Here is a 21,375-nt window from a genome sequence, read left to right as displayed (position 1 = left end):
CTTATTAAAAAATAGGAAATTAAAGTATATAAAAGAGAGAAGGTTGTTTGTCTAGTGTTTTAGATTAACCTCTGCAATACCCTTTTTGGCTGCTCCCATTACTTTCTCGTGATCTTCTGGTGAAGGGCTTGGTACAACTATGTGTAAAGCCTCCATATAAGTGTCAGCCTTAACTCCTCTCTTAACTCCTTTAGGTACTATTACGATTGATCCATCACGTACTTCATATTCCTTATTGCCAATGGTAACTTTTCCCTGTCCTTGCAGTACATAAAATATTAAATCTGAATTTGGTGCATGTATTGGAATGTATTGGCTTGGCTTGAAAAAGACCAAAATAACCCCATACTCTTCTTTTCTAAGTACTGGAATTGGAGTGAAAACTTCTCCAGTTTTTCTAAACTCGGAAATGTGTGAAATTATCGCCTTATTACTTTCTCCCTTCTTTTTTGTCAACCTTAATACGAAATCACCATTTTCCGTTTGCTCAACCTTATACTTCTCAACATGACCGGATAATAGTTGTATTAAGTGAGATGGATAGTGATCAGCTATTACTGTCAACTCCTCTTCTTCTTTTAGCTTATCGAAGCTTTCTAACACTAGTCTGTGCCTATATTCTGGTTCCACACTTCTTAGATCTAGTTCCATGGGATAGTGTTTTACCTTATATTATAAAAAATGGTACGCTAAAACATTAGGGTTACTACGTTTTTTGAAAATGCCAGTTAGAAGTAGAGAGTTGAGGACGCCTAGAGCTCTTTAGCGACCATATGAGAGACACGTTAAATATACAAAAATCTCGGCACAATTTTCTTAGACTTTCCGATTCACTCTATTTAACCACCTTATATTTTAGGTCCTCCTTTTATATCTAAAGAGGTCATACAATCCATGAGATGACAAGGTATATAATTGATACTAGAGTTTTAGAGTATTTCTCTCATAAGATAATTGAAAGAAGGATTAATGAGATAGTAGAGGGTGAAATAATAGTGGTAATTTCCAAAGTTGATCCAGCTAGGATACTTGCAAGACTGAAACTTAAGAAGGGTATTGACATTATAGTAAGTAAAAATAAAAAAGAGAATTGGATATTATATCTGATTAAGTCTTCTTACCACTAGTGAAAGCTAGAATTCCAGCAATCAGTAATAGGATAAATGATATTATTCCGATAAATCCCATGGCAGGTATTGAAAGTACTGCAGCTAAAACTAATAACACACCTGCTATTGTCTTATCTGAAATTAACGAACCGATTATACCCAAAACAAACGCAGATATAACTAGAAATTCCATGAAGCCGTAAAACATCATTCCTCCATATCCCATCATTCCATATCTAGGGTAGAAAAATGCGAAAGGAAAGGCTATTCCAATAATTAAAAGTAGTGAGCCAACCAATCCTAAAATTTGATAGTTCTCCATCTTTTACGCCACCACTATCTCTCCATACATTCCCATTTCTGCATGACCGGGATATTCGCAAACGTAATAATATACACTTGGCTGACTCAAGGTGGTTGTAAAGCTGAACTCATAAGCTTGTCCAGAATTATAGTTCGCATAAGGTAACATTGGCGTCATTCCTATTGTATTCATTCTAATGTACATCATAGGGTAATAGGGGTAAGGTGGTGGGACTGGTGTAATTGCAATATTATGTAACATATCATCATCTGGATTAATGAATACAACTTGAACTGTAGCTCCCCTCGGGATAATAAGTGTTGGGTTAATCAAACCATAAATTACGAAGACATCGTGCTGTGCATAGGCTGGCGGTTGTTGTCCAGTTAAGTTTATTGCCCTCTCATGACCCATTCCCAAAACTACTAATACTATATTTGAAGAGGTGAAAAGTAAAGTGTTGTTATTGGGAAACACTTTAACGTAAGATGGTATATTTCTCATCATGGATATTGCCTCGCTTATTGGAATAGTATTCTCATATAAGGTAGCATAACCTCCATAATATCCCATCATGTGGTACATTCCTTCACCTCCCATCATTCCTCTACCCATCATTCCGTAATTTCCTTGTGAATAATATCCCATGTACTGTAATTGTTGGTTATAGTATGTTAAAGAATTTTGGACAGGTAGATAGTAATTATAATAGTAAGCATATCCTACTACACTCGCAACCACAACTGCAACTATTATGCCTATTAATAGTAACTTTTTGCTTTCCATACGTATTACTTAGTACATAGGTTAAAAAATTTTGTGATTAATATGACCTAGAAATTAAAAAGTTAATCTAAAAAGTAGAAAAATTAGTTGGGTAATTTATTCTTTTATCTTTTATTTGATTTTTATTGGTATATCTATTATAAAGCGTGTTAATTAGCTCTATATATTTCCTGTGTCTTTCTTTACCAAAACCTTCTTCTATCCTCTCAAATTTATAATAAATTATTTTGTCTTCATCATCAGATAGCAAATTTTCAGCAGTTGGAAATAGAACGTTATTTTCCTTATCGATATGGCTAGATAACATCACGATAAGGTTATTCAAATCCTCTCGCAAGCCTTTGGGCTCATTGTATTTAACCTCTATCCTATTTATTATATCCCTTAACTTGTTATGCTCATATGCCATAACATAAATTGGACCTCCTACCATCCCTTTATGTTCTAAAAAGTCAAACAGTAGTTTCTCTTCCTTAACGTGGTGGCAATTATCAACGAAATTCTTCATGAAATCTATAATTATTTTAATATCTTGCATATTATCTGTGTTCATATCTATAACGTTCAATATCTCGATAGTGTCGTCATTAAGCTATTTATATTTGTATAACGAGTATTACATATGGTAGGAAGGCTGTAGTTAGGCAAGACGTTTCTTGCCCCTCTTGTGGTTCTCATCATGTTGTTAAGTGTGGTAGGCCTTTGGGTAGGCAGAGGTATTTGTGTAGGGATTGCGGTAAGTACTTCTTGGGTGACGCTACTTACCATCACCATTCTAGGAATAGCAGTTGTTCTACTTTTCCTCGGTAATACAAAGTTCACGGTACTATCGATAAAGTTTTTAGATTTGCGTTTAGTTGATTGAAAACTGTGAAATTCGAGAGGGAGCTGAACATTGCGAGGAGTGAGTTCATTAAGTCCTTCAATTCCTTAGTCGGAATACTGAGGATGAACGGATTGAGCAGAAAGGTCGCAGTAGGTTTAGCACTCATGGCCTTGATAGGAGGGAGGGCCAGCATTAGAAACGCATCCATCACATTCGGGTTAAACTACGCGAACTTGTTAAAAGCACTAGAGAACTTAGAGGACGCATGGAGTGACTACCTGGCCTGAGATGGGGGAGCTCCAAGGGACGTCAAGGCCCTGGGACTCATCCTGGAGGAGGGAGAAGCTTTAGGGTTATCTCACCATCTTCACGCGACCAACGTAGTCAGGGAGCTGGTGGGGGAGCTGAACCTGAGGAACGTGCAGACGTTCCCCAGGTCCTCGAACGTCATTTGGGCTGATCACCTGGGCTGATGAAAATCTTTAAGTTACGTTAAAGTCTTATAACTGCTGTGTTAAAGTATTTTCCTCGCTTCCTTGATTTCGTCCATCACCACTTCAGCTTCCCTATCGCTAAGAATTCCGAAATATTTCTCTAATTTTCTTCTCCTCACAGTTAAAGATTCTTCTATAAGTTCCTCAATTATTTCACTAAGCTTTTATCTCCTTTTATTTCCACCAATCTTCTGTAGACGTCGTCCCTTATCATTATCGTTTTCATACATAATACATACATACAATAGATAGATAAACCTTTGGAGAATTTGCTTACAGAATAAACTCTGCGCACCTCAAGCAATAGGAGCTCTTCTCTCAAAATAGTCAAGAACGTCATTACAGATGAGATAGAAATACCTTGACTCTGCCTGGGAACTATTTGGTAAAAGTAAAGGACAGCAGTTACGGGATTTTCCCTTAGGTACTGCCCTGTAATCAAGGTAAAATCTGATAACTGCTGTAAAAGTAGTCTAATCATAAACGTTTTTATTAGCGGGGGTGATACTAAGTATCAGGGGTGATACTTGCTATTTTCAACAGAGCCTAAGGATTCCATTAAAGACTTATTCGATCGTGAAACTGAAATAGATAGGTTAAAAAGGAGTTTAAACGAGAGAATGATAGTAGTTCTAGGCTTAAAGAGAACTGGAAAATCCAGTTTAGTACTGTCAACTCTCAACTCTTTAAACGCGAATTGCGTTTTCATAGACGTAAGGAAAATCTACGACGACATATCCAAGAAAGTTCCCGCTGAAAAACTTTACGAGGAACTCTACTCTGGGCTTTTAAAACTAAGTAGAAAGGAAAGAATTAGGGACTTACTGTCAAAATTTAACCTATCATTAGAATATCCATTAAACGTAAAATTACCTTTAGAGGAGATAAGAAATAACATAAGTAAAATTTTTGAGGCCATAAACGAGTTAGGAAAAGTAGTTGTAGTACTCGATGAAGCACAATACCTCAGATATTCCACTATAGGTGTTAAACCCCTTCTAGCTCACGTATACGATTACTTAAAAAACGTAACTCTAATATTCATGGGAAGCGAAGTAGGTTTACTACACGATTTCATAGGAATAGACGACCCGAGTTCGGACTTTTATGGTAGGTATTACGTATGCGTTGAATTAAAGCCTTTCGACGAAGTAAAATCAAAGGAATTCTTGAGGGCAGGTTTTAAGGAGTTAGGAGTTAGGGTTGAAGATCCGGTGTTAGATAAAGCCGTCTCTGAACTTGACGGTATAGTAGGTTGGTTAGTGTATTTCGGTAAGTTATATTTGGAGAAAGGGGAGGAAGCAATTGACGAGGTAAAGTCATTGGGCTCTAAAATTTAAGGAATTAGATGAGGCTTTCTCTAGGAGCCCATATTACGCATTAATAATGAAGGCAATAGCTACTTTAGGTGAGGCTAGGTGGAAGAATATTGTAAATTACGTCATCGCTCAGACAGGGAGGAAAGTAACAACGTCCACCATCTCTAGAGATTTAAAGAATTTACTTGAAATGGGTTTCATAGAAAAAGAAGGAAACGAGTATAAGGTTGCAGACCCAATAGTGAGGTACACGGTATTAGAAGAATATTAGCTTAATATTCTGTTAATTTTCGTATTAATTAAACATAATGTAGTTCTAGATTTTACTCAATTTATCTACATAAGGGCACTAATAATTAACAGCAGTTGTCGGATTTTCCCTCACAGCAGTTATCAGATTTTACCTTGATTACAGGGCGCTACCTAAGGAAAAATCCCACAATTGCTGTCCCTTAAATATCGTCCTGCAATTAAGGCAAAATCAAATAACTGAAATAATAATATTACAGGATCCCTTATTTCTTCGTGAAATAATCAAGTATATTCAGTAACTCCTTAATTGAATAAGTCCAAATCAACAGAGATATTACAATTTGCAAAGGAGCCCTGAATCGCCCTTGGAATCAATAAAAGGAAATGATCTTTAACTATGCAATCAAATTAAATGTTTAGCTGTACTAGAGAAAAACTGAACTTATAACAAGTTAGCTCAATTAAAAGATACCAACACTAATAATACAATTATATTAATATTATATAAAAATAAGTCAGAAAATTATTGTATTCCTTCTAGAAGAAAAATTCGTTTTTAAGTGGGTGAATTAACTAATTTAATAAATTCTTTAACTCTTTCTATATTCATTTTTCTTCCTAGAGTAATTACCTTATCCCAATTAATCTGGTCTTTTATAAGCCTAAATCTACTTACATCAATATCTCTTATACCTTCCTTTCTATTGGCTTGAATCACAGCGTACGCTTCCAAACTTAATGTCCAGTATGATACACCGTCTCTTTCCTTAAATAAAATCTCGTCAGCAAATAGAGTTAACGGCGACTCCTCTTTAGGTGGAGCAAAAATCTCTATTGAAACTCCGTATTTGGTAAATAAGTGATAAATTGTTTCTCTATTTTTAACAAAAACTTCTATTCTTACGTTTTCCTCACTAAATGCCTTCCTATACGCATTAACGAAAACAGTGTGCGGATAAACGTCATATATGAGTAAGTCTATATCCTTACTCTCAAATGCTATTCCTAAGTTTACATATATTATTTGAGACCCATAAATGACTACTGGTATCTCTAAGGACTTATAGAACTTTTGTAAAACTGGTATCCATATAGATGGAGAGAACTTCATACTAGCCAAAAGATTCCACACCCTTTAGCTATGTAACGTACTAATTCCTTATCATCTATTGGAATAAAGGAGCTTCTCTTTCCTTCAATATTAAAATTACACGATTCTCTTAATTCCTCACAGGAATGAATGTTCAGCCAATCCTCCACCAAATCATTACAATTATCAATTAGGTACTTAACGTGCTGCACGTATTCCCTTACATTCGGAAATTTAGGAGAAAAATCTTTAGGAATCCACCTCAAATAATCAGTGAGTACTAAAATAGCAACCTTGTCCTTATTCTTAATAGCCTCATCCATAAGAAGCTCCCACTCATCTAACGATTGTACATTATACAGCTCCTCAAGCCTCATATGATACTCTACTAAATCCCACAATAATAAATTTTCCAAGAATTAAACAACATGACAGCAGTTATGGGATTTCTCGTTAGGTGTAGCCTGAAGTCTAGGCAAAGTCTAATAACTGCTGATTATTTATAAATTTTTGTATAATTCTGAAGTAGCCCACATAGCATCATCCCCGCCCATTCTCGAGGCTTTCAATCTTTTGTAAAGGCAAATTCATTTAAAATGACGACACTAGGATCCAATTATTAATTAGCCTTTATTAGAATTGACTCTAAACTTTAGTTATGACTGAGTTTCGTTACGCTTCCGTCTCGCTTATTACTAATTCTAGTAAGGATGCGATTTTGAAGGTACTGTCTAATGATAAAGTAGACCTAAAATTGCCTTTAATTTCTGTAAGTGAGTCGTTGTATCCTAATGTCCCTGTTCCTTCTTCCCTTCTTACTACCGTAACTTATGATGACTTGCAATTACTGATATAATATGAGGTTTCCTTTATAGAGAAGAAAATTATTTTGCAGGCAGCATTAGGTAAAACTACTGATGAGAAAGTTGAGGACGCTATTTTGAAGTTATCTGAGCTAGGAAAATTGTTAAATATAGACTATTTAATTGAGGTTATGTTAATTTACGTCTTGGACGTAGAATTACGCGGATTATCTAAATATAAAAAGGCAGGCTACGTGTTATTGGACTATAGTAACGAAGGCGACTTAAGAGAGTCAGAATACTTATCGTCAATATATGTTTTGCCTTATGTTCTCGACTCGAGGAAATCCTTAGTCGAAATAATTTATAGGAATAGGCAAGTAAGCGTAGATGTAATTAAAAAGTCTAATAAATGAGATAGAGAAGATAGTAAGAGGTGATGAAAAATTAGCTTAAGCTTGACTAGAGAAAAGTTGCGCGAGATAGAGTCTTTAAGATCTACAACTGAAATACTACATCATATATTATTAATGGCTACTACATATTTACAATCTTCATATCCTATTAGTAGTGTATATGCTCCACCTTTCAGTGTGTTGCGTATAGATTGTGATAATGAAGGGAATCCAATATATTTTACTACATTCGAGGACTGGTTGAAATACGTGAGGGACTCCGACTTAGAGGAGATAGTTTTACCTGACGTTAAGTCATTAGACCTGGAAGAAGTGATGAAAGACCTTGGTTGGGAATATAAAATAGAAACAAAGCATAACCTAACTCCTGTAGACCGAGAGACAAAGATCCTTTATTTAAGCGACTGTGGATTGGTAAAGAGAGTAGAGTACGTTGTTCTTTCATTGACTCTGATTAACGGCTTAGGGGAAGAAATTATTCCAGTATGTGGAGAGTTCACGATGGATAAATACAAGGAGCACCTCTCACAACAACTGTATTGGCTTTCTAAGTAGTGGTGAAATTGAAAGTACTCGTTGATACTAATATAATTATAGAAAAGAGAAATAAGCTATTTAACTTACTTGGGAGCTATGATCCAATATATTCGGATCTTGTTCTTGCAGGGCGATTCAGGGCTCCATTGCGATTTCTATTTGTTTCTATAGAATGAAAGTGACTTAATTGATCCTACATCAGTAACACTAAAAAGGTGACGAGCGCTAGGTCATACCATGAGACACTCATTCAATCACGTGGTGACCTCGCTCGTCCCCGAGTTACTTGGGAAGGACGCGCTATTAAATGAAACGGTGGCTGAGATCGAGAGGAGGGCCCTGGAGGAGGCGGAGAGGACCTCCCCCAGGTACGCCAGGGGGAAGGAGGTGAGGAGGAGGGGTTACGCCAGGTACAGGTTCTTGAAGGGGTTCAAGGTCTCCCTCCGGGGGGTCGTGTACGGGCTGGAGCGGGTCACGGTGAGGTTGCCCGTGCTGTACAGGGGAGAGGGTGAGGACTGGAGTGGAGGAGTTGCTCAGGGAGGAGGGGCTGGTGCTCAGGTCCCCCCTCCTGCCCGTGTTGGGAACGCCAAGCTCTGGACCCAGGAGCTAAGGTGAGGGGGACTTCAAGTACGTGATCGTGGACGGGAAGTACGTAAAGTTGAGGGGAGGAAGGAAGGGGTGCTCCCGATCGCGTTGGGACTCACGGAGGACGGTGTGAAGCCGTGCCTGACGTGGTCCTGACCGGGGAAGAGGACGTCGTGAGCTACTGAAACCTCCGGTGAGGCTGTGGAGGAGGTACAACCTCACCCTCGTTGTAGCTGACGGTGTGAAGGCCGTGAAGGCCATCTCCCGCTCCTGGATCCAGGTCGCGAGGCAGACCTGCCTGGTCCACCTCAAACGAAGCAGGAGGATGAGGGACACGCTGGACCTCCTCCTCTCCCTGCCCCACCCGGGGCTCTCCCCTCCTCTCCTACCTCTTTGCCCCCAGGGAGGCCCCTCCTCAAACAACCCGACCAACCCTTCAACTCCCTCCCGGAGAGTTCTGTGAGTGCCACTCCCCCTGGAGGATCGCCCGGGCCATAGCCCTTAACTACAACCTCTCGACCTGTTATCTCATCCTGATAATATTATAGGAACTCTTATTTCTTCGTGAAATAATCAAGTATATTCAGTAACTCCTTAATTGAATAAGTCCAAATCAACAGAGATATTACAATTTGCAAAGGAGCCCTGAATCGCCCGACACATCACTGATTCCTTAAAGCTCTTATTCTTTTACAGCATAAAAGAAATAAGGATAAGATAAAAAACTGCGGAAAGTAATAATATTTAAGATAGACGAAGTGATTCATTGGACTCAATAGGCCATAGCTTTAGCTTCTCCATATCCTCATCACCAGTGTAACCGCAAACTCCAACTCTTGGAGAGTTAGGAATGAATCCAGCATCTTCGTCAGCGTGTTCATGCGTCATTAAACATTCTTTACAATAAGTCGAAGATTCCAATTCACCTGCATCGACTAAACATTCATAACAAATGTACTCAGCAGGTTTACCGCACTTAACACATTTGCGATCTGGTCTATCATTTCTTCCTAAAACATATATATGATCGTCCTTTAACTTAACATTATCTTTTACTGTCAATATAAGTTCTGTACTACTACCAAAATCATATATATAATCGAATTTGAGTCCCTTAGATAAAATATTGGAAAGTTTCTTTTTTGCCGATAATAAGCGGGGTCCAAAAGGTAGTTCTCTACTGGCCTCTATAGCATTCGAAGAACCGTAATGGGCACCTTTAATCACGAATTCGCTCAAATGATCGCAACACTCAACCCAAATATCTCTAAGGAAATCATCTAAATCTTCTAATGTAAAAGATGATGGTACTGCTATGTAAAGCCAATAATCAGGAATGTTTTTATCCTTCACATTTATTATATATCCATCTATTTTTCCATTCAATATTTCTTTAGCCTTATCACATGATTTGTAATGTGTTAAAGCTGTAGAAGTAGTAATTTCTTTTTCACATAACATGCATTTCCCTTGTGATGCCATGATTAATTACTTGAATAACCCCTTAATATTTTATCATGAACTAGCTTTGGAGTTAGTTTAAGCTTCTATGAAATAACTATGCTTCCTTAGACTCTAAAGGTCAAGGAAACGATTTAATGTATAGCAGTTATGGGACTTTAACGTAACTTAAAGATTTTCATCAGCCTGGGTGGTCCACCTAAATGACGTTCTAGAACTTGAGGAACGCCTCCACGCTCCTCAGGTCCAGCTCCCCCACCATCTCCCTGACGACGTTGTTGATGGTGAAGATCGTGAGGTAGCCCTGAAGCCTCTCCCTCCTCCAGGATGAGGAGTCCCAGGGCCTTGACGTCCCTTGGAGGTCCTCGATCTCCCACACAGCTTCACCGTAATGGGTCGGCCTCCCAGGGTCAGGTCGGCGTAGTAGACTCCAGGTTATCCCACTGGGAGGTGCCCCTCCTCGAGGGTCCCTGGGCAGACCCTGAGCTCGATAGGACTTGAGCTCAGACACCACGTTGTCCGTCACGAGCTTCTTGGACAGTACGGGAGTCGAAGACGACCCTGGACACGCGGAAGCGCCCCTTGAGCACGTCCAACATCTGGCCACGTTGATCTTGGTCTTGAACTCGGTGACCATCCTAAATCAACATCTTCCTCACGGCGTGGGGGAAACCGTGAACGTCCTGCTTGAGGTCCACTACGGCGACCGTGAGGAGCCTGGCCCTCTCGAACATCCCGTGGGTGTGGCAGTAGGTCCAGTAGTTCTCAGGGGCTCACGTCCTTCCCCCTGGAGCGTTATGGTCCACGGTGTCGTCTATGATGACGACCTGACCCTTCACCAGTCTGACAGGGCCTCCAGTCTTCACGCGTAGTCGAGTTCTCCCAACGCCTCCAGCAGGTTTGCGTAGTCCAACCCGAACGTCTCGGCCGCGTTCCTCACTCTGGCCCTCCCACCTACCAGGACCATGAGGACTAGCGCCAGTTAACCTTCCTGCTCCTCCCGTTCCTCCCGACCACTCCCAGCCTGTTAACCTTCCTGACCAGCCTCTCCCTAGCGAACTCGATCTGTCCCTTTCCGCACCTTTTCAGCAGGAAGACGTCGAAAACTTCCCACAATACCGACTTCTTCGTATTACCTCCCTAAGATTCCCATAACTGCTGTGGGAGAGAAAATTAATTCCAGAATTTGTAGGTCAATGACGACACTAACCGAAGAACCATCAATTATTTAAAAGCTAGATAATACTATTTATGAATAATGACTAGAATACTTGTAGCGACAGATATCCACATGCCATCACCTTACTTAGCTACAATGTTAGAGGGAATAAAACAAGTAAAACCTGACGCACTTATAATTTCTGGAGATCTGAGTGTAGATGGAAAGCTGGGAGATATTGAAAAACTTTTCATAAAGTTAAAGAAAGCTAATCAGAAAATGAGAGTAATTACAGTTTTAGGAAACCATGACTTATGGATACACGAGAGAGACATAGACAGCATTAGTAAGATAGAAAGAATAAACAAGCTAAGTGAAAAATATAACGTAGAACTATTAGATACTATAAATAGGGTAGAGTTAGGGGATTACGATGTTGTTGGCAATGTAGGTTGGTACGATTATTCTTTTGCCCCCGGTTATACCGATTTCGATTATGAAAACTGTAATCCCTACGGGTTTAGTAAGGAGTACATAAAGAGTAATTGCATTTATCTTAATACCACGCGTGGGTGTTCATGCCCTAGTTGGCATAACGACTGTATATATACAAAGCTCGAATCAAGAAGTTTCGCTAAGATAAATAAAGAGAAGATAGAAGGGAACATGAGGGGGAGGCGAACCATAATAGTCACACATCACGCACCACTTAAGGATTTCATGAAAGAACATTCATTCTTTAACGCTTATGATGGGCAAGACTTATCTAATATAATCTTTAATTCTAACAAAAAGATAGTCTACTACATTTACGGGCATCTCCATGAAAATTCAGTGGCCCCTAAAATGACAATAAACGGAATTACTTTCATAAACGCCTATACATTCCAGTTCAAGCTTAAGGATTACATACAAAACGCTTTATTAAATCTCTAAACTTAATTACTTCCATTTTTTATTTATATTACAATTGCTATGTTATTAACTGTTCTTTACAGCAAGATAGTTAAAAAATTTATAAACTGGCAGCAGTTATTAGATTTTGCCTTGACTTCAAGGCCGAACCTAACGAGAAATCCCATAACTGCTGTAAACTGGGTTTTAGTTAGAATATTTGAGGTGATGAAAGAGATTATAGTATGATGGGGCTATTCAGGGCTCCTTTGCGAATTGTAATATCTCTGTTGATTTGGACTTATTCAATGGAGGAATTACTGAATATATTTGATCATTTCGCAAAGAAATAAGGGTTCTTGTAACATTATTACAGCAGTTATCAGTTTTTACCTTTATTACAGGGCGATATTTAAGGGAAAGTCCCACAACTATTGCTCCTCTCCTCCAGGGCCCTCCTCTCCATCTCATTCGTTTAACGGCGCGTCCTCCCCAACTACCTCAAGGAGGAGCGCGGTCACCACGTGATTGGGCACCTCACGGTATGACCTAGCGTTCGTCCCCTTTTCGTGTACTGATGAAGGATCAATTAAGTCACTTTCGTTTTAAGGAACAAATAGAAGTCGCGATGGAGTCTTGAATCCCCCCAGTTCTAAGGATCTCTTATATCGTTATCCTTGTAGTCAATTATCGCCTTCATTTTCCTCAAAAATCCTTCCCCTACTATGTTCTTCTCAATTACTGGCGAGTTAAGGACTGTAGCTATAATCTCTCTTCCTAAGTATCTAACGCTAGCAAGTTTAACAAAAGTAGAATAACATTCCAAGGTGGCAGTACACACTCTGGGTCCTTGAGAAGGATCGCAAGGGATGGAGTCAAAAACCCTCTTGATAACTATCACATCTCCGTCAAAACCAGTATCAACTTTAGCCAGAACCTTTATACCCTCAATTTCCAGCTCAAGTTCCAAGGAAATACACCTTATCCGGAACTTCAACTCTTACCCTCTTACCTTCCCTCCTCTTTGCCTCCATGTACTCGTAGGCCTCCCTCTCGTCGTTAAATACCTTCTCTTCCTCGCCCTCTACAATAACCTTATACTGAGAGCTCGGAGCGGCTAAAGGTAAGTAAAGCCCTAACATTTTCCTAACCCAGCCCTTTAGTCTGTACGCGTCCTCACCCTTTCTCTCAACTAGGTTTTTAGTCTCAAGGACTTTTACCGGTATTCCCAACTCTTCAGCCCTCTTCTCAGAGAGAGTGTAACCGCAATTGGCGAACCTGATTAACCATTCCAGATATCTAGGGCTAAAAATGATTGGAGGCGAAGGGAGTATGACCACGTCGTTGAACTCTTGGTATTTATAGTAAATTAAGTCTGCCCCCGCCAAAAGGCCAGCTAACGTGAGGAAGGCTGTTTCGGGTTTAAAGCCTGGAGTAGCGTTAATGTAAACTTCGTTTCCTTCCTCCTTAAATTTTAGTATCTTGTAAATAACTTTATCAAAGAGATCCTCAATGCCCTCATAGAAGGTCTCCTCAGATGAAATTGTCTTTACGATAGCTAGCTCAGACCTTATTCCTTCCTCATCTAAGTAGCTCTTAATCACCTCCCCAGCAAGCCTAGAATTCCAAGTGTTCGTTGCGTAAAGAAATACGTGGACTTCCTCTTTTTTCTTATCATGCTCTAATTTTTTAAGAGCTGAGAACAAGGAATCCAGTTCAGCACAAGCTACCTTTCCTTTACCTTTCAAGTAGTTGAGTAAGAGAGGTTCAAGACGGTTAAAATTGCTCCCTATTTTATTTTGCCTATCGTCATCAAACTTAAGCCTATCCCAGTCCCCTAGGCCCAATCTATCAACCTCTTCCTTTACCCTCCCGTCGCTCAGAGAGTTCTTTAATAGGGAAGTTCCTACAGCACTGACGTGTACTTTGGCCATGTGCTATATTTATTCGAGGAGTTAAATAAACAGTGGTTATGGGAATCCTAGGGAGGTAATATGAAGAGTCGGTGTTGGCAAGAAGTTCCTCGACGTCGTCCCGCTGAAAAGGTGCGGAAGGATTCATGGGGTTCGCTGGGGAGAGACCGGTCAGGGAGATCAACAGGCTGGGAGTAGTTAAATATTCGTGGTGCTGCGATATTTAAATATTGGTTTAGCTAGTTTAACTACAGTGAAACTAGCTTGACTATAAAGGTGGAAGTTGGAAAGAAAGGTTACGTAATTATTCCTAAGGGCATTAGAGATCTTCTAGGCATAAAAGAAGGTGACAAGCTCATTCTTAACGTCTATGACGGTAAAATTATCCTTGAACCTGAAAGGAAGGTTGACATCCATGAGATCTTAAAAAGACTAGAAGAACATCATGCTAAAATATCCTCTTATGCAAAGAGCGCTAAATTAGGAGACTTACTTTACTCAAGCCTTGAGGAGGAGTTCGATGATTTTTCTTGATGCAAACTTTATCATATACTTGAATTTAGATGTTAAAAAAGTAGAAAATTTTTATATTAAAGTATTACAAGAAGATCAATTAGCTTTAGACTCATTAGTTATAGATGAAGTAATTTATATTTCAAAGAAGAAATATAACGTCAACTTTAATGATACAATAAGTTTTCTAGATGAAGTTGTTTTACCCAATTCTCTAATCCTTCCTATAAGAAAAGAAGATTATGATAAAGCAAAAGAGATAATGCTACAATATAACCTAAAGCCCTCTGACGCGTTTCACGTCTCCATAATGTTAAACAACTCAATCAGTAAAATTATAAGTGAAGATAAGGATTTTGATCGAATTAAAGAAATAGAGAGACTTTGGTTAACTTGAGATAAACTTATCTGAGCCTATTAAATTAACGCCCAATTATTATACATGATCACATTTTCTCTAATAGCTATTCTAATAGCTTTGAAGAGTGCAATTTTAGCTTATCTTCTATTTTCTTAACTTCCTCAATAAGCGAAGAATCTAAATTACAGCAGTTATGGGAATCTTAGGGAGGTAATACTAGGAACTTGGTATTGTGAGAAGTTTTTCGACGACGTCCCCCTGAAAAGAAGCTTAACGGATAGGGAATGATCGAACTCACTAGGGAGAGGCTGGTCAAGGCGGTAAACAGGCTCTGGGAGTGGTCGGGAGGAACGGGAGGAGCAGGAAGGTTAACTGGCACTTGTCCTGATGGTCCTGGTAGGTGGGAGGGTCAGCGTGAGGAACACGGCCGAGACGTTCGGGTTGGACTACGCAAACCTACTGGAGGGGTTGGGAGAACTCGACTACGCGTGAAGACTGGAGGCCCTGTCAGACTGGTGAAGGGTCAGATCGTCATCGTGGACGACACCGTGGACCACGACGCTCCGGGAGGACGTGAGCCCCTGAGAACCACTGGATCTACTCTCACACCCGCGGGAGGTTCGAGAGGGCCAAGCTCCTCACGGTTGTGATAGTGGACCTCAAGCAGGACGTTCACGGTTTCCCCACGCCGTGAGGAAGATGTTGATTTAGGATGGTCACCGAGTTCAAGACCAAGATCAACGTGGCCAGATGTTGGACGTGCTCAAGGGGCCCTTCCGGTGGCCAGGGTCGTCTTCGACTCCCGTACTGTCCGAGAAGCTCGTGACGGACAACGTGGTGTCTGAGCTCAAGTCCAACCGAGCTCAGAGTCGGCGCAGGGGACCCTCGAGGAGGGGCACCTCCCAGTGGGATAACCTGGAGTCTACTACGCCGACCTGACCCTGGGAGGCCGAGCGATTACGGTGAAGTTGCTAGTCCGGGAACGTAAACGTGACTCTGGGACACAGGCCAGGTACCTCTACACGACCGACCTCTCGCTCAGCGAGGAGATCGAGGAGGCCTGGAGGATGAGGTGGGAGATCGAGGAACTCCAAGGGACGTCAAGGCCCTGGGCTGGAGGACTCCTCATCCTGGAGGAGGGAGAGGCTCCAGGGCTACCTCACGATCTTCACCATCATGACCAACGTCGTCAGGGAGCTGGTGGGGGAGCTGAACCTGAGGAGCGTGGAGGCGTTCCTCATGTTCCCGAGCGTCATTTAGGCGGATCGCCGGGGCTGATGAAAAACTTCAAGTTACGTTAAAGTCCCATAACTGCTGATGTTAAATATGTACGCTTGCCCTTTAACAATGTTCACTTTGATATACTCGGAATAGTTGGGGGGAAGTGTCGTTCCCTGTAGATTGAATTGATATACAAAGGCTATTGATACTATTGGAGATATGGAGAAATCGAGAAAAAGAATTGGAATGAGCCTCATCTTAATCGAAATGGCATTAAACATTTTTAAGTATTGCGGGGTTAATTTCGATCTTGCTTTTCCAGTTGTGGGATTATCGAAAACATTCTAGGTTCTGCTTTCACTCCTTGTTGCTAGCCTTCTGCAGAGCTGTTATTGCTTTCTTAAGTCCCTCCTCTACCTCCTTTAAGGAATTCAACGCTTCTTGTAAGGCTGTATAGGCAGAAACAAGCTCGGGTGGCGCTAAAGTCTCAAAATATCCTCTTAATTGCTTACTAATCTCTATACAAGCATTATCTAAGTCTTTAATTGTCACTTTCCTATTAAGCTCAACTAGAAGGAATCCCTCGCTCTTAGCTGTTTCCCTAGCTTGATCGTTTAGAGATGAGACTACCAGAACTTTCAAATGCGGAAGCTTCTTTAGGCTGTTAACTCTGCCTACTTCCTGTTCAACTGTTGGTCTATCTACAGGACTATCTAAGTTCTTGCAAGAAGCGTAGATCTCAAGACCTCCTTTAATGGCCTTTACGTCTATCTCCACGTCTTGTCCTGCCCTATTTTCTTCATATACGTTAGTACTGACGTTGAAGCCTAGAAGCTTAAAAGCATAAGCAGTAGCCGCCTCTAAGGGATCTCTAACATTTGGAAAGGTTTTCTTAATGTCTTCTGAGGAGCAAACAACTGGAAGTAGGGGCTGTGGGACTGAAGGAATAGTCTGATTGACTCCAGTGGAACTGGTTTTGTTTAGGAATCCCTGTAGTAAGTTTACGAAGTCATCAGTAAACATGGGAGCAGGAAAAGCATACATAAACTCTTCCTTTCCATTAATATTGCACTCGAATATGATAGATACACCTCTTATTGTATATCTCCAACTGTCAGGCTTTGGTACTCCTGGCTTTAGATCTTTATCTAAAACAAATATAGTTCCAACATCAGTTGTAAATCTCACAACATTAAAAGCGTCCTGCTTCATTTTAACAAAGGTTAAGAGCTGACTTAACGCCTGCTTAATGTTCATTATTTGGCTCGTAGAAGTAGCAGCACTTAATTTTTTATCGATCATGGATCTAATAAACTCTATGTAAGCCTTTTTCAACTCCTTGTAGTTATCTAGTTCATACTTCATTAAGTTATTTTTAATATCATCCATAGTATTAGCAAATTGTTGACACTTTTGCCTTATAATCTGTTCTGGGGCACTATTAAAGAAATAATTGATCTTTTGAGGATTATCACCACTGAGGTAAGCTATTTCATCACTAGTTAGAAGTTGTACAAAGATCCTTTTTTCTACGTTTTGCCAGAAACGTATTCCACTATCTGCATCACAATAATAAATATCTTCATATTTACAAAAAGTACTAAAGTTCATGTGCTGCATAATAGTTATATATTCCACATAGTTAACGTAATCTATAAGATAACCATATTTCTGCTGACTCATAAGTAACAAATGTTTTGGCAAATTTTAAATTTTTCCCTATAGTGATCTACCCCACCCTCACCGGTAGACCCAAAATCACCTCCTTGAAAATAAATCTATATTATTAATAAGCGGTTCTACTGATTTAAGTAGAAAATCTCTTAGATAGAATAAATCATCAGAAAACAAGAGTATTAGGAGTAACCTGAACTGCTCCCTCCTCACCTCCCCCTTGAACACGGTGTACAGGGAGTAGAGTACGATTGCCAGCACGAAGATCAACGTGCGGAAGACGAACTTGGTGGAACTGGTGAATGGGAGAAAGGCCTTGATGTTCCGGTAAGAGGTCTCTATGGGACCCCTCACCTTGTTGTACAAGTCCAACACCTCCCCCTTCGGTAGGTTTAGATTAGTCGCCCTAGCGAAGTAAACTAGAGTCCTCTTCTTTCTCCTGACCTTCTCCTTGCTGTACACGAGGAGCCTGAACTTGACCTGCTCGTCCTTCCTGTGCCTCTTACTGTTCGTCTCGTACTCGCCGTCGAACTCCTGGTAGACCTTAACATCACCAACAGGGACGGCAATTACGTACTTGAACTGCGAAACGAAGTTGAGCACGTCTACAGTGTAGAAACCAGCGTCGAGAGTCATCAACCTTACCTTGAACCCCATGGCGACGACTTGCTCCACGAGGGCCTTCACGACCTCATCCTTGGTCATCCCCTTGACAGCAGCTATTAGATTTTGCCTCGATTACAGGGCGATATTTAAGGGAAAGTCCCATAACTGCTGCCCTTGACTAGTGTGATGAAAGCTAGTAGGAGCACTTTCCCGTCAAACTTTGTCGTCGCAGTTGCGTAGTTCCAAGAGTTTCCCTCCTCCGAACTCCCGAGCCCCTCCCACCGGTCTCCCGTACCAGGTCTTGGTCGTCCAGTCTATTGAGACGTCTATCTCCTTGACTCCCTTCAGCGTCTCCAAGGATATCTTCCTCACTTGTTCCAACAGCTTTTCCACCACTTCCACCCCTTGCTCCTCCACGTAATTCCTCACGGTCTGTGGGGACACGCCGTACGCCCTCGACTTACTTTCCACCGAATCGTTCCATAAACACGCTGAGATGAGGGTTCTCGCCACCTCTTCCCCTCTCTTTCCCTTGAAGTTCAGCATGGAAAGTAATTTATATCCTATTTGTTGAACGTTGTTTTGGTGAGGGAGATAGTGTATTATCATCTCGCTTACTCACGTGGTAATACCACATCTCCCTCACCTTAAACCTTTCTTCAACTGAATTCTTAATACCCTTATAAATCCTGTTATCTGCCATGAGTCGATATTATACTGCCAGAATTATTTTTCATAATACGATTTTGGGTCTACCGCGGGGGAGGAGGGTAGTGTACGGGCTGGAGTGGGTCACGGTGAGGTTGCCCGTGATGTACAGGGGAGGAGAGAGGGTGAGGACGAGGGTGGAGGAGGAGTTGCTCAGGGAGGAGAGGCTGGTGCTCAGGGCCCTCCTCCTGCTCTACTCCGTGTTGGGAGGGAAGTTGAACGCCAAGCTCTGGACCCAGGAGCTGGAGGTGAGGGGGGACTTCAAGTACGTGGTCGTGGACGGGAAGTACGTGAAGTTGAGGGGAGGGAGGAGGGGGGTCCTCTTATTAGGGCTGGGACTCACTGACCACGGTGTGAGGGCCGTGCTTGACGTGGTCCTGACCGGGGAGGAGGACGTCGTGAGCTACTGGGACCTCCCGGTGAGGCTGTGGAGGAGGTACAACCTCACCCTGGTCGTAGCCGACGGGGTGAAGGCCCTAGACACGGCCATCTCCCGCTCCGGGATCAAGGTCGCGAGGCAGACCTGCCTGGTCCACCTCAAACGAAGCAGGAGGGTGAGGGTCTTGCTGGACCTCCTCCTCTCCCTCGCCGAGTCCGTCCCCACCCGTGGCTCTCCCCTCCTCTCCTACCTCCTCGCCCCCAGGGAGCTCTGGTCCCTCCTCAGGTCAAACAACCTGGCCGAGTCCTTCAACTCCCTCCTGGAGAGGAGGAGGTTCGGGAAGTGCCACTCCCCCTGGAGGATACTCCAGATCGCCCGGGCCATAGCCCTCAACTACAACCTCTCGACCTGTTATCTCATCATTGTAATAATATTACAGGATCCCTTATTTCTTCGTAAAATGGTCAAATATATTCAATAATTCCTCCATTGAATAAGTCCAAATCAACAGAGATATTACAATTTGCAAAGGAGCCCTGAATCGCCCACCTAGCGCTCGTCCCCTTTTTAGTGTTACTGATGTAGGATCAATTAAGTCACTTTCATTCTATAGAAACAAATAGAAATCGCAATGGAGCCCTGAATCGCCCGAGATTTTACACGAAGGATTTGGACTTTTATACTCTTTTATAAAAAGAGGATGGAAATATGAGGACGGCATAATAGAGAAAAACGATGGTTCTGTAAAATTTAAATATATAAGTTATTCCGTTTTGGAAGTCTTTGAGGAAAATGTATATGGAAAATGGTTCTGTAAAATTTAAATATATAAGTTATTCCGTTTTGGAAGTCTTTGAGGAAAATGTATATGGAAATATAAATGTTTTAAATAAAGAGGTTATTGACATAGGTGCTAATGTTGGTGACTCATCAATCTATTTTGCATTAAAAGGAGCTAGGAAAGTTGTAGGCGTTGAGCCTTTACCTAACGTGTACGCTCGAGCTATAGAGAATGTCAAGCTTAACCACTTAGAGGGCAAAATATTTTTAATAAATGCTGCTATAGGCTCTAAGCGTGGAAAGCTTAAAGTACCTTGTAATATGTCAACGCTTATGTCAAACGGTTTTTCTACTTTAAAGTCTAATGGAGATTGTGAGGTTCCTATAGTAACCTTAACTGAGGTTATGAAACAAATTACTGAGCCATATCTTCTCAAAATGGACTGTGAAGGTTGTGAGTTTGATGTAATATTAAATGATTATGAGCACGTTAGGATGTTTGAGAAATTACTTATGGAACACCATGCAAAGTTTACCGGTATTGAATATACAAAATTAATAGATAAATTATCTAAAGACTTCCACTGTGAATTAACTTCATTAGCACCTTGGGTCTCTAAGGAAGAACAAGGGTTGTTATGGTGTGATAAAATTAAATAAATAAAACCTAGAGTGTTTAGATAAGGAATAATCTTGTCTACACGAAATTAGTGTTTTTATATTTTTAATTGGTGTTTTACTATTAAACTCCTTCTGATTAATTCTTCCTCATTAATGAAAATTTCATTCTTCCTCTTTCTGTAAATTTCTGGTAATTTGGATATAACCCAAAGTAATGCCTTAACCCTGGCTTTAAACAAATAAGTCTTCCTCCTCTTAACTAAGTCCATGAGCATTGAACCGAAGAAGTAGAAAAGGACTTTAGGCATTTTCCTAAACAAATACCCCCTACTGAAGTTCTTTAAGAGGAAATAAAGCCTTCTACTCTCAAGAAAATACGTTAGCCTTATTTCCCTACTTCTCAAATCCTTAGAAAACGAACCATGCTCATGATGAATTACCGTAGCAGGGAAAAACTACCTTATAACCCCTCTTTAAAGCCCTAAACGAAAAATCAGTATCGCCATAGCCGTAAAAAAATCCTTATCAAACTCGCCTAACTCTTTAAAGATTCTTCTATTTACT

General features: G+C 40.9%; 22 protein-coding genes and 9 pseudogenes. 15 read left to right on the top strand and 16 right to left on the bottom strand.

What is annotated here, in order from left to right:
- Positions 1-51: 51 nt before the first annotated feature.
- On the bottom strand, positions 52-651 hold the full coding sequence (locus tag METMK1DRAFT_RS01980; RefSeq protein ID WP_009070270.1) for a DUF2249 domain-containing protein: 600 nt from the start codon (positions 649-651) through the stop codon (positions 52-54).
- Positions 652-899: 248 nt separating this feature from the next.
- On the opposite strand from METMK1DRAFT_RS01980, the gene METMK1DRAFT_RS01975 reads away from it, so the two are divergent.
- A complete protein-coding gene (locus METMK1DRAFT_RS01975) occupies positions 900-1,127 on the top strand; it encodes a hypothetical protein (RefSeq protein WP_009070268.1) in 228 nt (75 codons plus the stop codon).
- Here the strand turns inward: METMK1DRAFT_RS01975 and METMK1DRAFT_RS01970 are convergent.
- The 3 genes from METMK1DRAFT_RS01970 to METMK1DRAFT_RS01960 form a co-directional block, all read right to left on the bottom strand.
- Positions 1,108-1,431 (bottom strand): hypothetical protein, encoded by a 324-nt coding sequence (locus tag METMK1DRAFT_RS01970; protein ID WP_009070263.1) that lies wholly within the window; start codon positions 1,429-1,431, stop codon positions 1,108-1,110. The two genes, METMK1DRAFT_RS01975 and METMK1DRAFT_RS01970, sit on opposite strands and share 20 nt — an antisense overlap.
- Positions 1,432-1,434: 3 nt before the next feature.
- Positions 1,435-2,199 carry a plastocyanin/azurin family copper-binding protein gene (locus tag METMK1DRAFT_RS01965; protein ID WP_009070262.1) on the bottom strand — a complete coding sequence of 255 codons (765 nt, stop codon included), beginning with the start codon at positions 2,197-2,199 and terminating at the stop codon, positions 1,435-1,437.
- Between the two features lie 67 nt (positions 2,200-2,266).
- A complete protein-coding gene (locus METMK1DRAFT_RS01960; RefSeq protein WP_012717641.1) occupies positions 2,267-2,767 on the bottom strand; it encodes a hemerythrin domain-containing protein in 501 nt (166 codons plus the stop codon).
- 47 nt (positions 2,768-2,814) lie between these two features.
- On the opposite strand from METMK1DRAFT_RS01960, the pseudogene METMK1DRAFT_RS17150 reads away from it, so the two are divergent.
- From METMK1DRAFT_RS17150 to METMK1DRAFT_RS19870, 3 pseudogenes are all read left to right on the top strand, one after another.
- Positions 2,815-2,979: pseudogene (locus METMK1DRAFT_RS17150) on the top strand (IS1/IS1595 family N-terminal zinc-binding domain-containing protein); the annotation flags it as partial.
- A gap of 90 nt (positions 2,980-3,069) precedes the next feature.
- Positions 3,070-3,306: pseudogene (locus METMK1DRAFT_RS01955) on the top strand (IS701 family transposase); the annotation flags it as partial.
- Between the two features lie 21 nt (positions 3,307-3,327).
- Positions 3,328-3,485: pseudogene (locus tag METMK1DRAFT_RS19870) on the top strand (IS701 family transposase); the annotation flags it as partial.
- A 54-nt stretch (positions 3,486-3,539) separates the two neighbouring features.
- Here METMK1DRAFT_RS19870 and METMK1DRAFT_RS01950 read toward each other — a convergent pair.
- Positions 3,540-3,760 (bottom strand): annotated as a pseudogene (locus METMK1DRAFT_RS01950) (antitoxin VapB family protein).
- Positions 3,761-4,046: 286 nt separating this feature from the next.
- On the opposite strand from METMK1DRAFT_RS01950, the gene METMK1DRAFT_RS01945 reads away from it, so the two are divergent.
- Positions 4,047-4,859: an AAA family ATPase gene (locus METMK1DRAFT_RS01945; RefSeq protein WP_009070256.1), complete on the top strand. Its 813-nt coding sequence runs from the start codon at positions 4,047-4,049 to the stop codon at positions 4,857-4,859.
- A 34-nt stretch (positions 4,860-4,893) separates the two neighbouring features.
- Positions 4,894-5,109 (top strand): annotated as a pseudogene (locus METMK1DRAFT_RS18415) (transposase); the annotation flags it as partial.
- Between the two features lie 537 nt (positions 5,110-5,646).
- Here the strand turns inward: METMK1DRAFT_RS18415 and METMK1DRAFT_RS01940 are convergent.
- Positions 5,647-6,201: a nucleotidyltransferase family protein gene (locus METMK1DRAFT_RS01940; RefSeq protein ID WP_009070251.1), complete on the bottom strand. Its 555-nt coding sequence runs from the start codon at positions 6,199-6,201 to the stop codon at positions 5,647-5,649.
- Positions 6,198-6,557 (bottom strand): hypothetical protein, encoded by a 360-nt coding sequence (locus tag METMK1DRAFT_RS01935; protein WP_009070249.1) that lies wholly within the window; start codon positions 6,555-6,557, stop codon positions 6,198-6,200. Before METMK1DRAFT_RS01935 ends, METMK1DRAFT_RS01940 begins: the two co-directional genes overlap by 4 nt.
- 512 nt (positions 6,558-7,069) lie before the next feature.
- Here METMK1DRAFT_RS01935 and METMK1DRAFT_RS18735 point away from each other — a divergent pair.
- From METMK1DRAFT_RS18735 to METMK1DRAFT_RS16000, 3 genes and pseudogenes are all read left to right on the top strand, one after another.
- A complete protein-coding gene (locus tag METMK1DRAFT_RS18735) occupies positions 7,070-7,399 on the top strand; it encodes a hypothetical protein (RefSeq protein WP_009070242.1) in 330 nt (109 codons plus the stop codon).
- A gap of 240 nt (positions 7,400-7,639) precedes the next feature.
- On the top strand, positions 7,640-7,954 hold the full coding sequence (locus METMK1DRAFT_RS18730; protein WP_245544522.1) for a hypothetical protein: 315 nt from the start codon (positions 7,640-7,642) through the stop codon (positions 7,952-7,954).
- Between the two features lie 219 nt (positions 7,955-8,173).
- Positions 8,174-9,069: pseudogene (locus tag METMK1DRAFT_RS16000) on the top strand (transposase).
- Between the two features lie 196 nt (positions 9,070-9,265).
- Here the strand turns inward: METMK1DRAFT_RS16000 and METMK1DRAFT_RS01915 are convergent.
- From METMK1DRAFT_RS01915 to METMK1DRAFT_RS17140, 3 genes are all read right to left on the bottom strand, one after another.
- The gene (locus tag METMK1DRAFT_RS01915) at positions 9,266-10,003 is read right to left on the bottom strand and encodes an IS1096 element passenger TnpR family protein (protein ID WP_009070238.1); all 738 of its coding nucleotides are present in this window, start codon (positions 10,001-10,003) and stop codon (positions 9,266-9,268) included.
- Positions 10,004-10,193: 190 nt separating this feature from the next.
- Positions 10,194-10,619 (bottom strand): hypothetical protein, encoded by a 426-nt coding sequence (locus METMK1DRAFT_RS15425; RefSeq protein WP_009070237.1) that lies wholly within the window; start codon positions 10,617-10,619, stop codon positions 10,194-10,196.
- A 335-nt stretch (positions 10,620-10,954) separates the two neighbouring features.
- Positions 10,955-11,098, bottom strand: coding sequence for a hypothetical protein (locus tag METMK1DRAFT_RS17140; protein WP_009070234.1), 144 nt, complete (start codon positions 11,096-11,098; stop codon positions 10,955-10,957).
- Positions 11,099-11,240: 142 nt separating this feature from the next.
- Here METMK1DRAFT_RS17140 and METMK1DRAFT_RS01905 point away from each other — a divergent pair, with 142 nt between their 5' ends.
- The gene (locus METMK1DRAFT_RS01905) at positions 11,241-12,077 is read left to right on the top strand and encodes a metallophosphoesterase family protein (RefSeq protein WP_009070233.1); all 837 of its coding nucleotides are present in this window, start codon (positions 11,241-11,243) and stop codon (positions 12,075-12,077) included.
- Positions 12,078-12,293: 216 nt separating this feature from the next.
- Here the strand turns inward: METMK1DRAFT_RS01905 and METMK1DRAFT_RS17135 are convergent, their stop codons facing one another.
- From METMK1DRAFT_RS17135 to METMK1DRAFT_RS01895, 3 genes are all read right to left on the bottom strand, one after another.
- On the bottom strand, positions 12,294-12,506 hold the full coding sequence (locus tag METMK1DRAFT_RS17135) for a hypothetical protein (protein ID WP_155812256.1): 213 nt from the start codon (positions 12,504-12,506) through the stop codon (positions 12,294-12,296).
- A 181-nt stretch (positions 12,507-12,687) separates the two neighbouring features.
- Positions 12,688-13,005, bottom strand: coding sequence for a clan AA aspartic protease (locus tag METMK1DRAFT_RS01900; protein ID WP_009070227.1), 318 nt, complete (start codon positions 13,003-13,005; stop codon positions 12,688-12,690).
- Positions 12,995-13,969 (bottom strand): CRISPR system ring nuclease, encoded by a 975-nt coding sequence (locus tag METMK1DRAFT_RS01895; RefSeq protein WP_009070226.1) that lies wholly within the window; start codon positions 13,967-13,969, stop codon positions 12,995-12,997. The genes METMK1DRAFT_RS01900 and METMK1DRAFT_RS01895 overlap by 11 nt, the downstream gene beginning before the upstream one ends.
- Positions 13,970-14,212: 243 nt before the next feature.
- Between METMK1DRAFT_RS01895 and METMK1DRAFT_RS01890 the strand changes: the two genes are divergently transcribed.
- The 3 genes and pseudogenes from METMK1DRAFT_RS01890 to METMK1DRAFT_RS19865 all read left to right on the top strand — a co-directional run bounded on the left by METMK1DRAFT_RS01890 (position 14,213) and on the right by METMK1DRAFT_RS19865 (position 16,123).
- A complete protein-coding gene (locus METMK1DRAFT_RS01890) occupies positions 14,213-14,482 on the top strand; it encodes an AbrB/MazE/SpoVT family DNA-binding domain-containing protein (RefSeq protein ID WP_009070224.1) in 270 nt (89 codons plus the stop codon).
- Entirely contained in the window at positions 14,469-14,858 is a 390-nt protein-coding gene (locus METMK1DRAFT_RS01885; protein WP_009070221.1) for a type II toxin-antitoxin system VapC family toxin, read from the top strand. The genes METMK1DRAFT_RS01890 and METMK1DRAFT_RS01885 overlap by 14 nt, the downstream gene beginning before the upstream one ends.
- Positions 14,859-15,106: 248 nt before the next feature.
- A pseudogene (locus tag METMK1DRAFT_RS19865) lies at positions 15,107-16,123 on the top strand (IS701 family transposase).
- 277 nt (positions 16,124-16,400) lie between these two features.
- Here METMK1DRAFT_RS19865 and METMK1DRAFT_RS15420 read toward each other — a convergent pair.
- Complete coding sequence (locus tag METMK1DRAFT_RS15420) at positions 16,401-17,726, bottom strand: restriction endonuclease (protein ID WP_009070212.1); 1,326 nt, start codon at positions 17,724-17,726, stop codon at positions 16,401-16,403.
- A gap of 78 nt (positions 17,727-17,804) precedes the next feature.
- Positions 17,805-19,026, bottom strand: a pseudogene (locus METMK1DRAFT_RS01855) (DUF4322 domain-containing protein); the annotation flags it as partial.
- A 58-nt stretch (positions 19,027-19,084) separates the two neighbouring features.
- Here METMK1DRAFT_RS01855 and METMK1DRAFT_RS01850 point away from each other — a divergent pair.
- A pseudogene (locus tag METMK1DRAFT_RS01850) lies at positions 19,085-19,891 on the top strand (transposase); the annotation flags it as partial.
- 317 nt (positions 19,892-20,208) lie between these two features.
- Entirely contained in the window at positions 20,209-20,850 is a 642-nt protein-coding gene (locus METMK1DRAFT_RS01845) for an FkbM family methyltransferase (protein ID WP_245544520.1), read from the top strand.
- 56 nt (positions 20,851-20,906) lie between these two features.
- Here METMK1DRAFT_RS01845 and METMK1DRAFT_RS01840 read toward each other — a convergent pair whose 3' ends face one another.
- Positions 20,907-21,215 (bottom strand): hypothetical protein, encoded by a 309-nt coding sequence (locus METMK1DRAFT_RS01840; RefSeq protein WP_009070205.1) that lies wholly within the window; start codon positions 21,213-21,215, stop codon positions 20,907-20,909.
- Positions 21,216-21,375: the final 160 nt, after the last annotated feature.

Origin of the sequence: Metallosphaera yellowstonensis MK1 (genome assembly GCF_000243315.1) — an archaeon.
Taxonomy (GTDB): Archaea; Thermoproteota; Thermoprotei_A; order Sulfolobales; family Sulfolobaceae; genus Metallosphaera; species Metallosphaera yellowstonensis.
The sequence above is the reverse complement of the archived record's forward strand: the minus strand, read 5'-3'. Positions and strand labels throughout refer to the sequence as shown.

Excerpts from the sequence above, each read along its gene's own strand:
- METMK1DRAFT_RS01935 (WP_009070249.1), bottom strand. The coding sequence starts at position 6,557 with ATGAGGCTTGAGGAGCTGTATAATGTACAATCGTTAGATGAGTGGGAG.
- METMK1DRAFT_RS01915 (WP_009070238.1), bottom strand. The coding sequence starts at position 10,003 with ATGGCATCACAAGGGAAATGCATGTTATGTGAAAAAGAAATTACTACT.
- METMK1DRAFT_RS01980 (WP_009070270.1), bottom strand. The coding sequence starts at position 651 with ATGGAACTAGATCTAAGAAGTGTGGAACCAGAATATAGGCACAGACTA.
- METMK1DRAFT_RS01895 (WP_009070226.1), bottom strand. The coding sequence starts at position 13,969 with ATGGCCAAAGTACACGTCAGTGCTGTAGGAACTTCCCTATTAAAGAAC.
- METMK1DRAFT_RS01975 (WP_009070268.1), top strand. The coding sequence starts at position 900 with ATGACAAGGTATATAATTGATACTAGAGTTTTAGAGTATTTCTCTCAT.
- METMK1DRAFT_RS01885 (WP_009070221.1), top strand. The coding sequence starts at position 14,469 with ATGATTTTTCTTGATGCAAACTTTATCATATACTTGAATTTAGATGTT.
- METMK1DRAFT_RS15425 (WP_009070237.1), bottom strand. The coding sequence starts at position 10,619 with ATGGTCACCGAGTTCAAGACCAAGATCAACGTGGCCAGATGTTGGACG.
- METMK1DRAFT_RS17135 (WP_155812256.1), bottom strand. The coding sequence starts at position 12,506 with ATGAGATGGAGAGGAGGGCCCTGGAGGAGAGGAGCAATAGTTGTGGGA.
- METMK1DRAFT_RS01940 (WP_009070251.1), bottom strand. The coding sequence starts at position 6,201 with ATGAAGTTCTCTCCATCTATATGGATACCAGTTTTACAAAAGTTCTAT.
- METMK1DRAFT_RS01905 (WP_009070233.1), top strand. The coding sequence starts at position 11,241 with ATGACTAGAATACTTGTAGCGACAGATATCCACATGCCATCACCTTAC.
- METMK1DRAFT_RS01845 (WP_245544520.1), top strand. The coding sequence starts at position 20,209 with ATGGAAAATGGTTCTGTAAAATTTAAATATATAAGTTATTCCGTTTTG.
- METMK1DRAFT_RS01970 (WP_009070263.1), bottom strand. The coding sequence starts at position 1,431 with ATGGAGAACTATCAAATTTTAGGATTGGTTGGCTCACTACTTTTAATT.
- METMK1DRAFT_RS01965 (WP_009070262.1), bottom strand. The coding sequence starts at position 2,199 with ATGGAAAGCAAAAAGTTACTATTAATAGGCATAATAGTTGCAGTTGTG.
- METMK1DRAFT_RS15420 (WP_009070212.1), bottom strand. The coding sequence starts at position 17,726 with ATGAGTCAGCAGAAATATGGTTATCTTATAGATTACGTTAACTATGTG.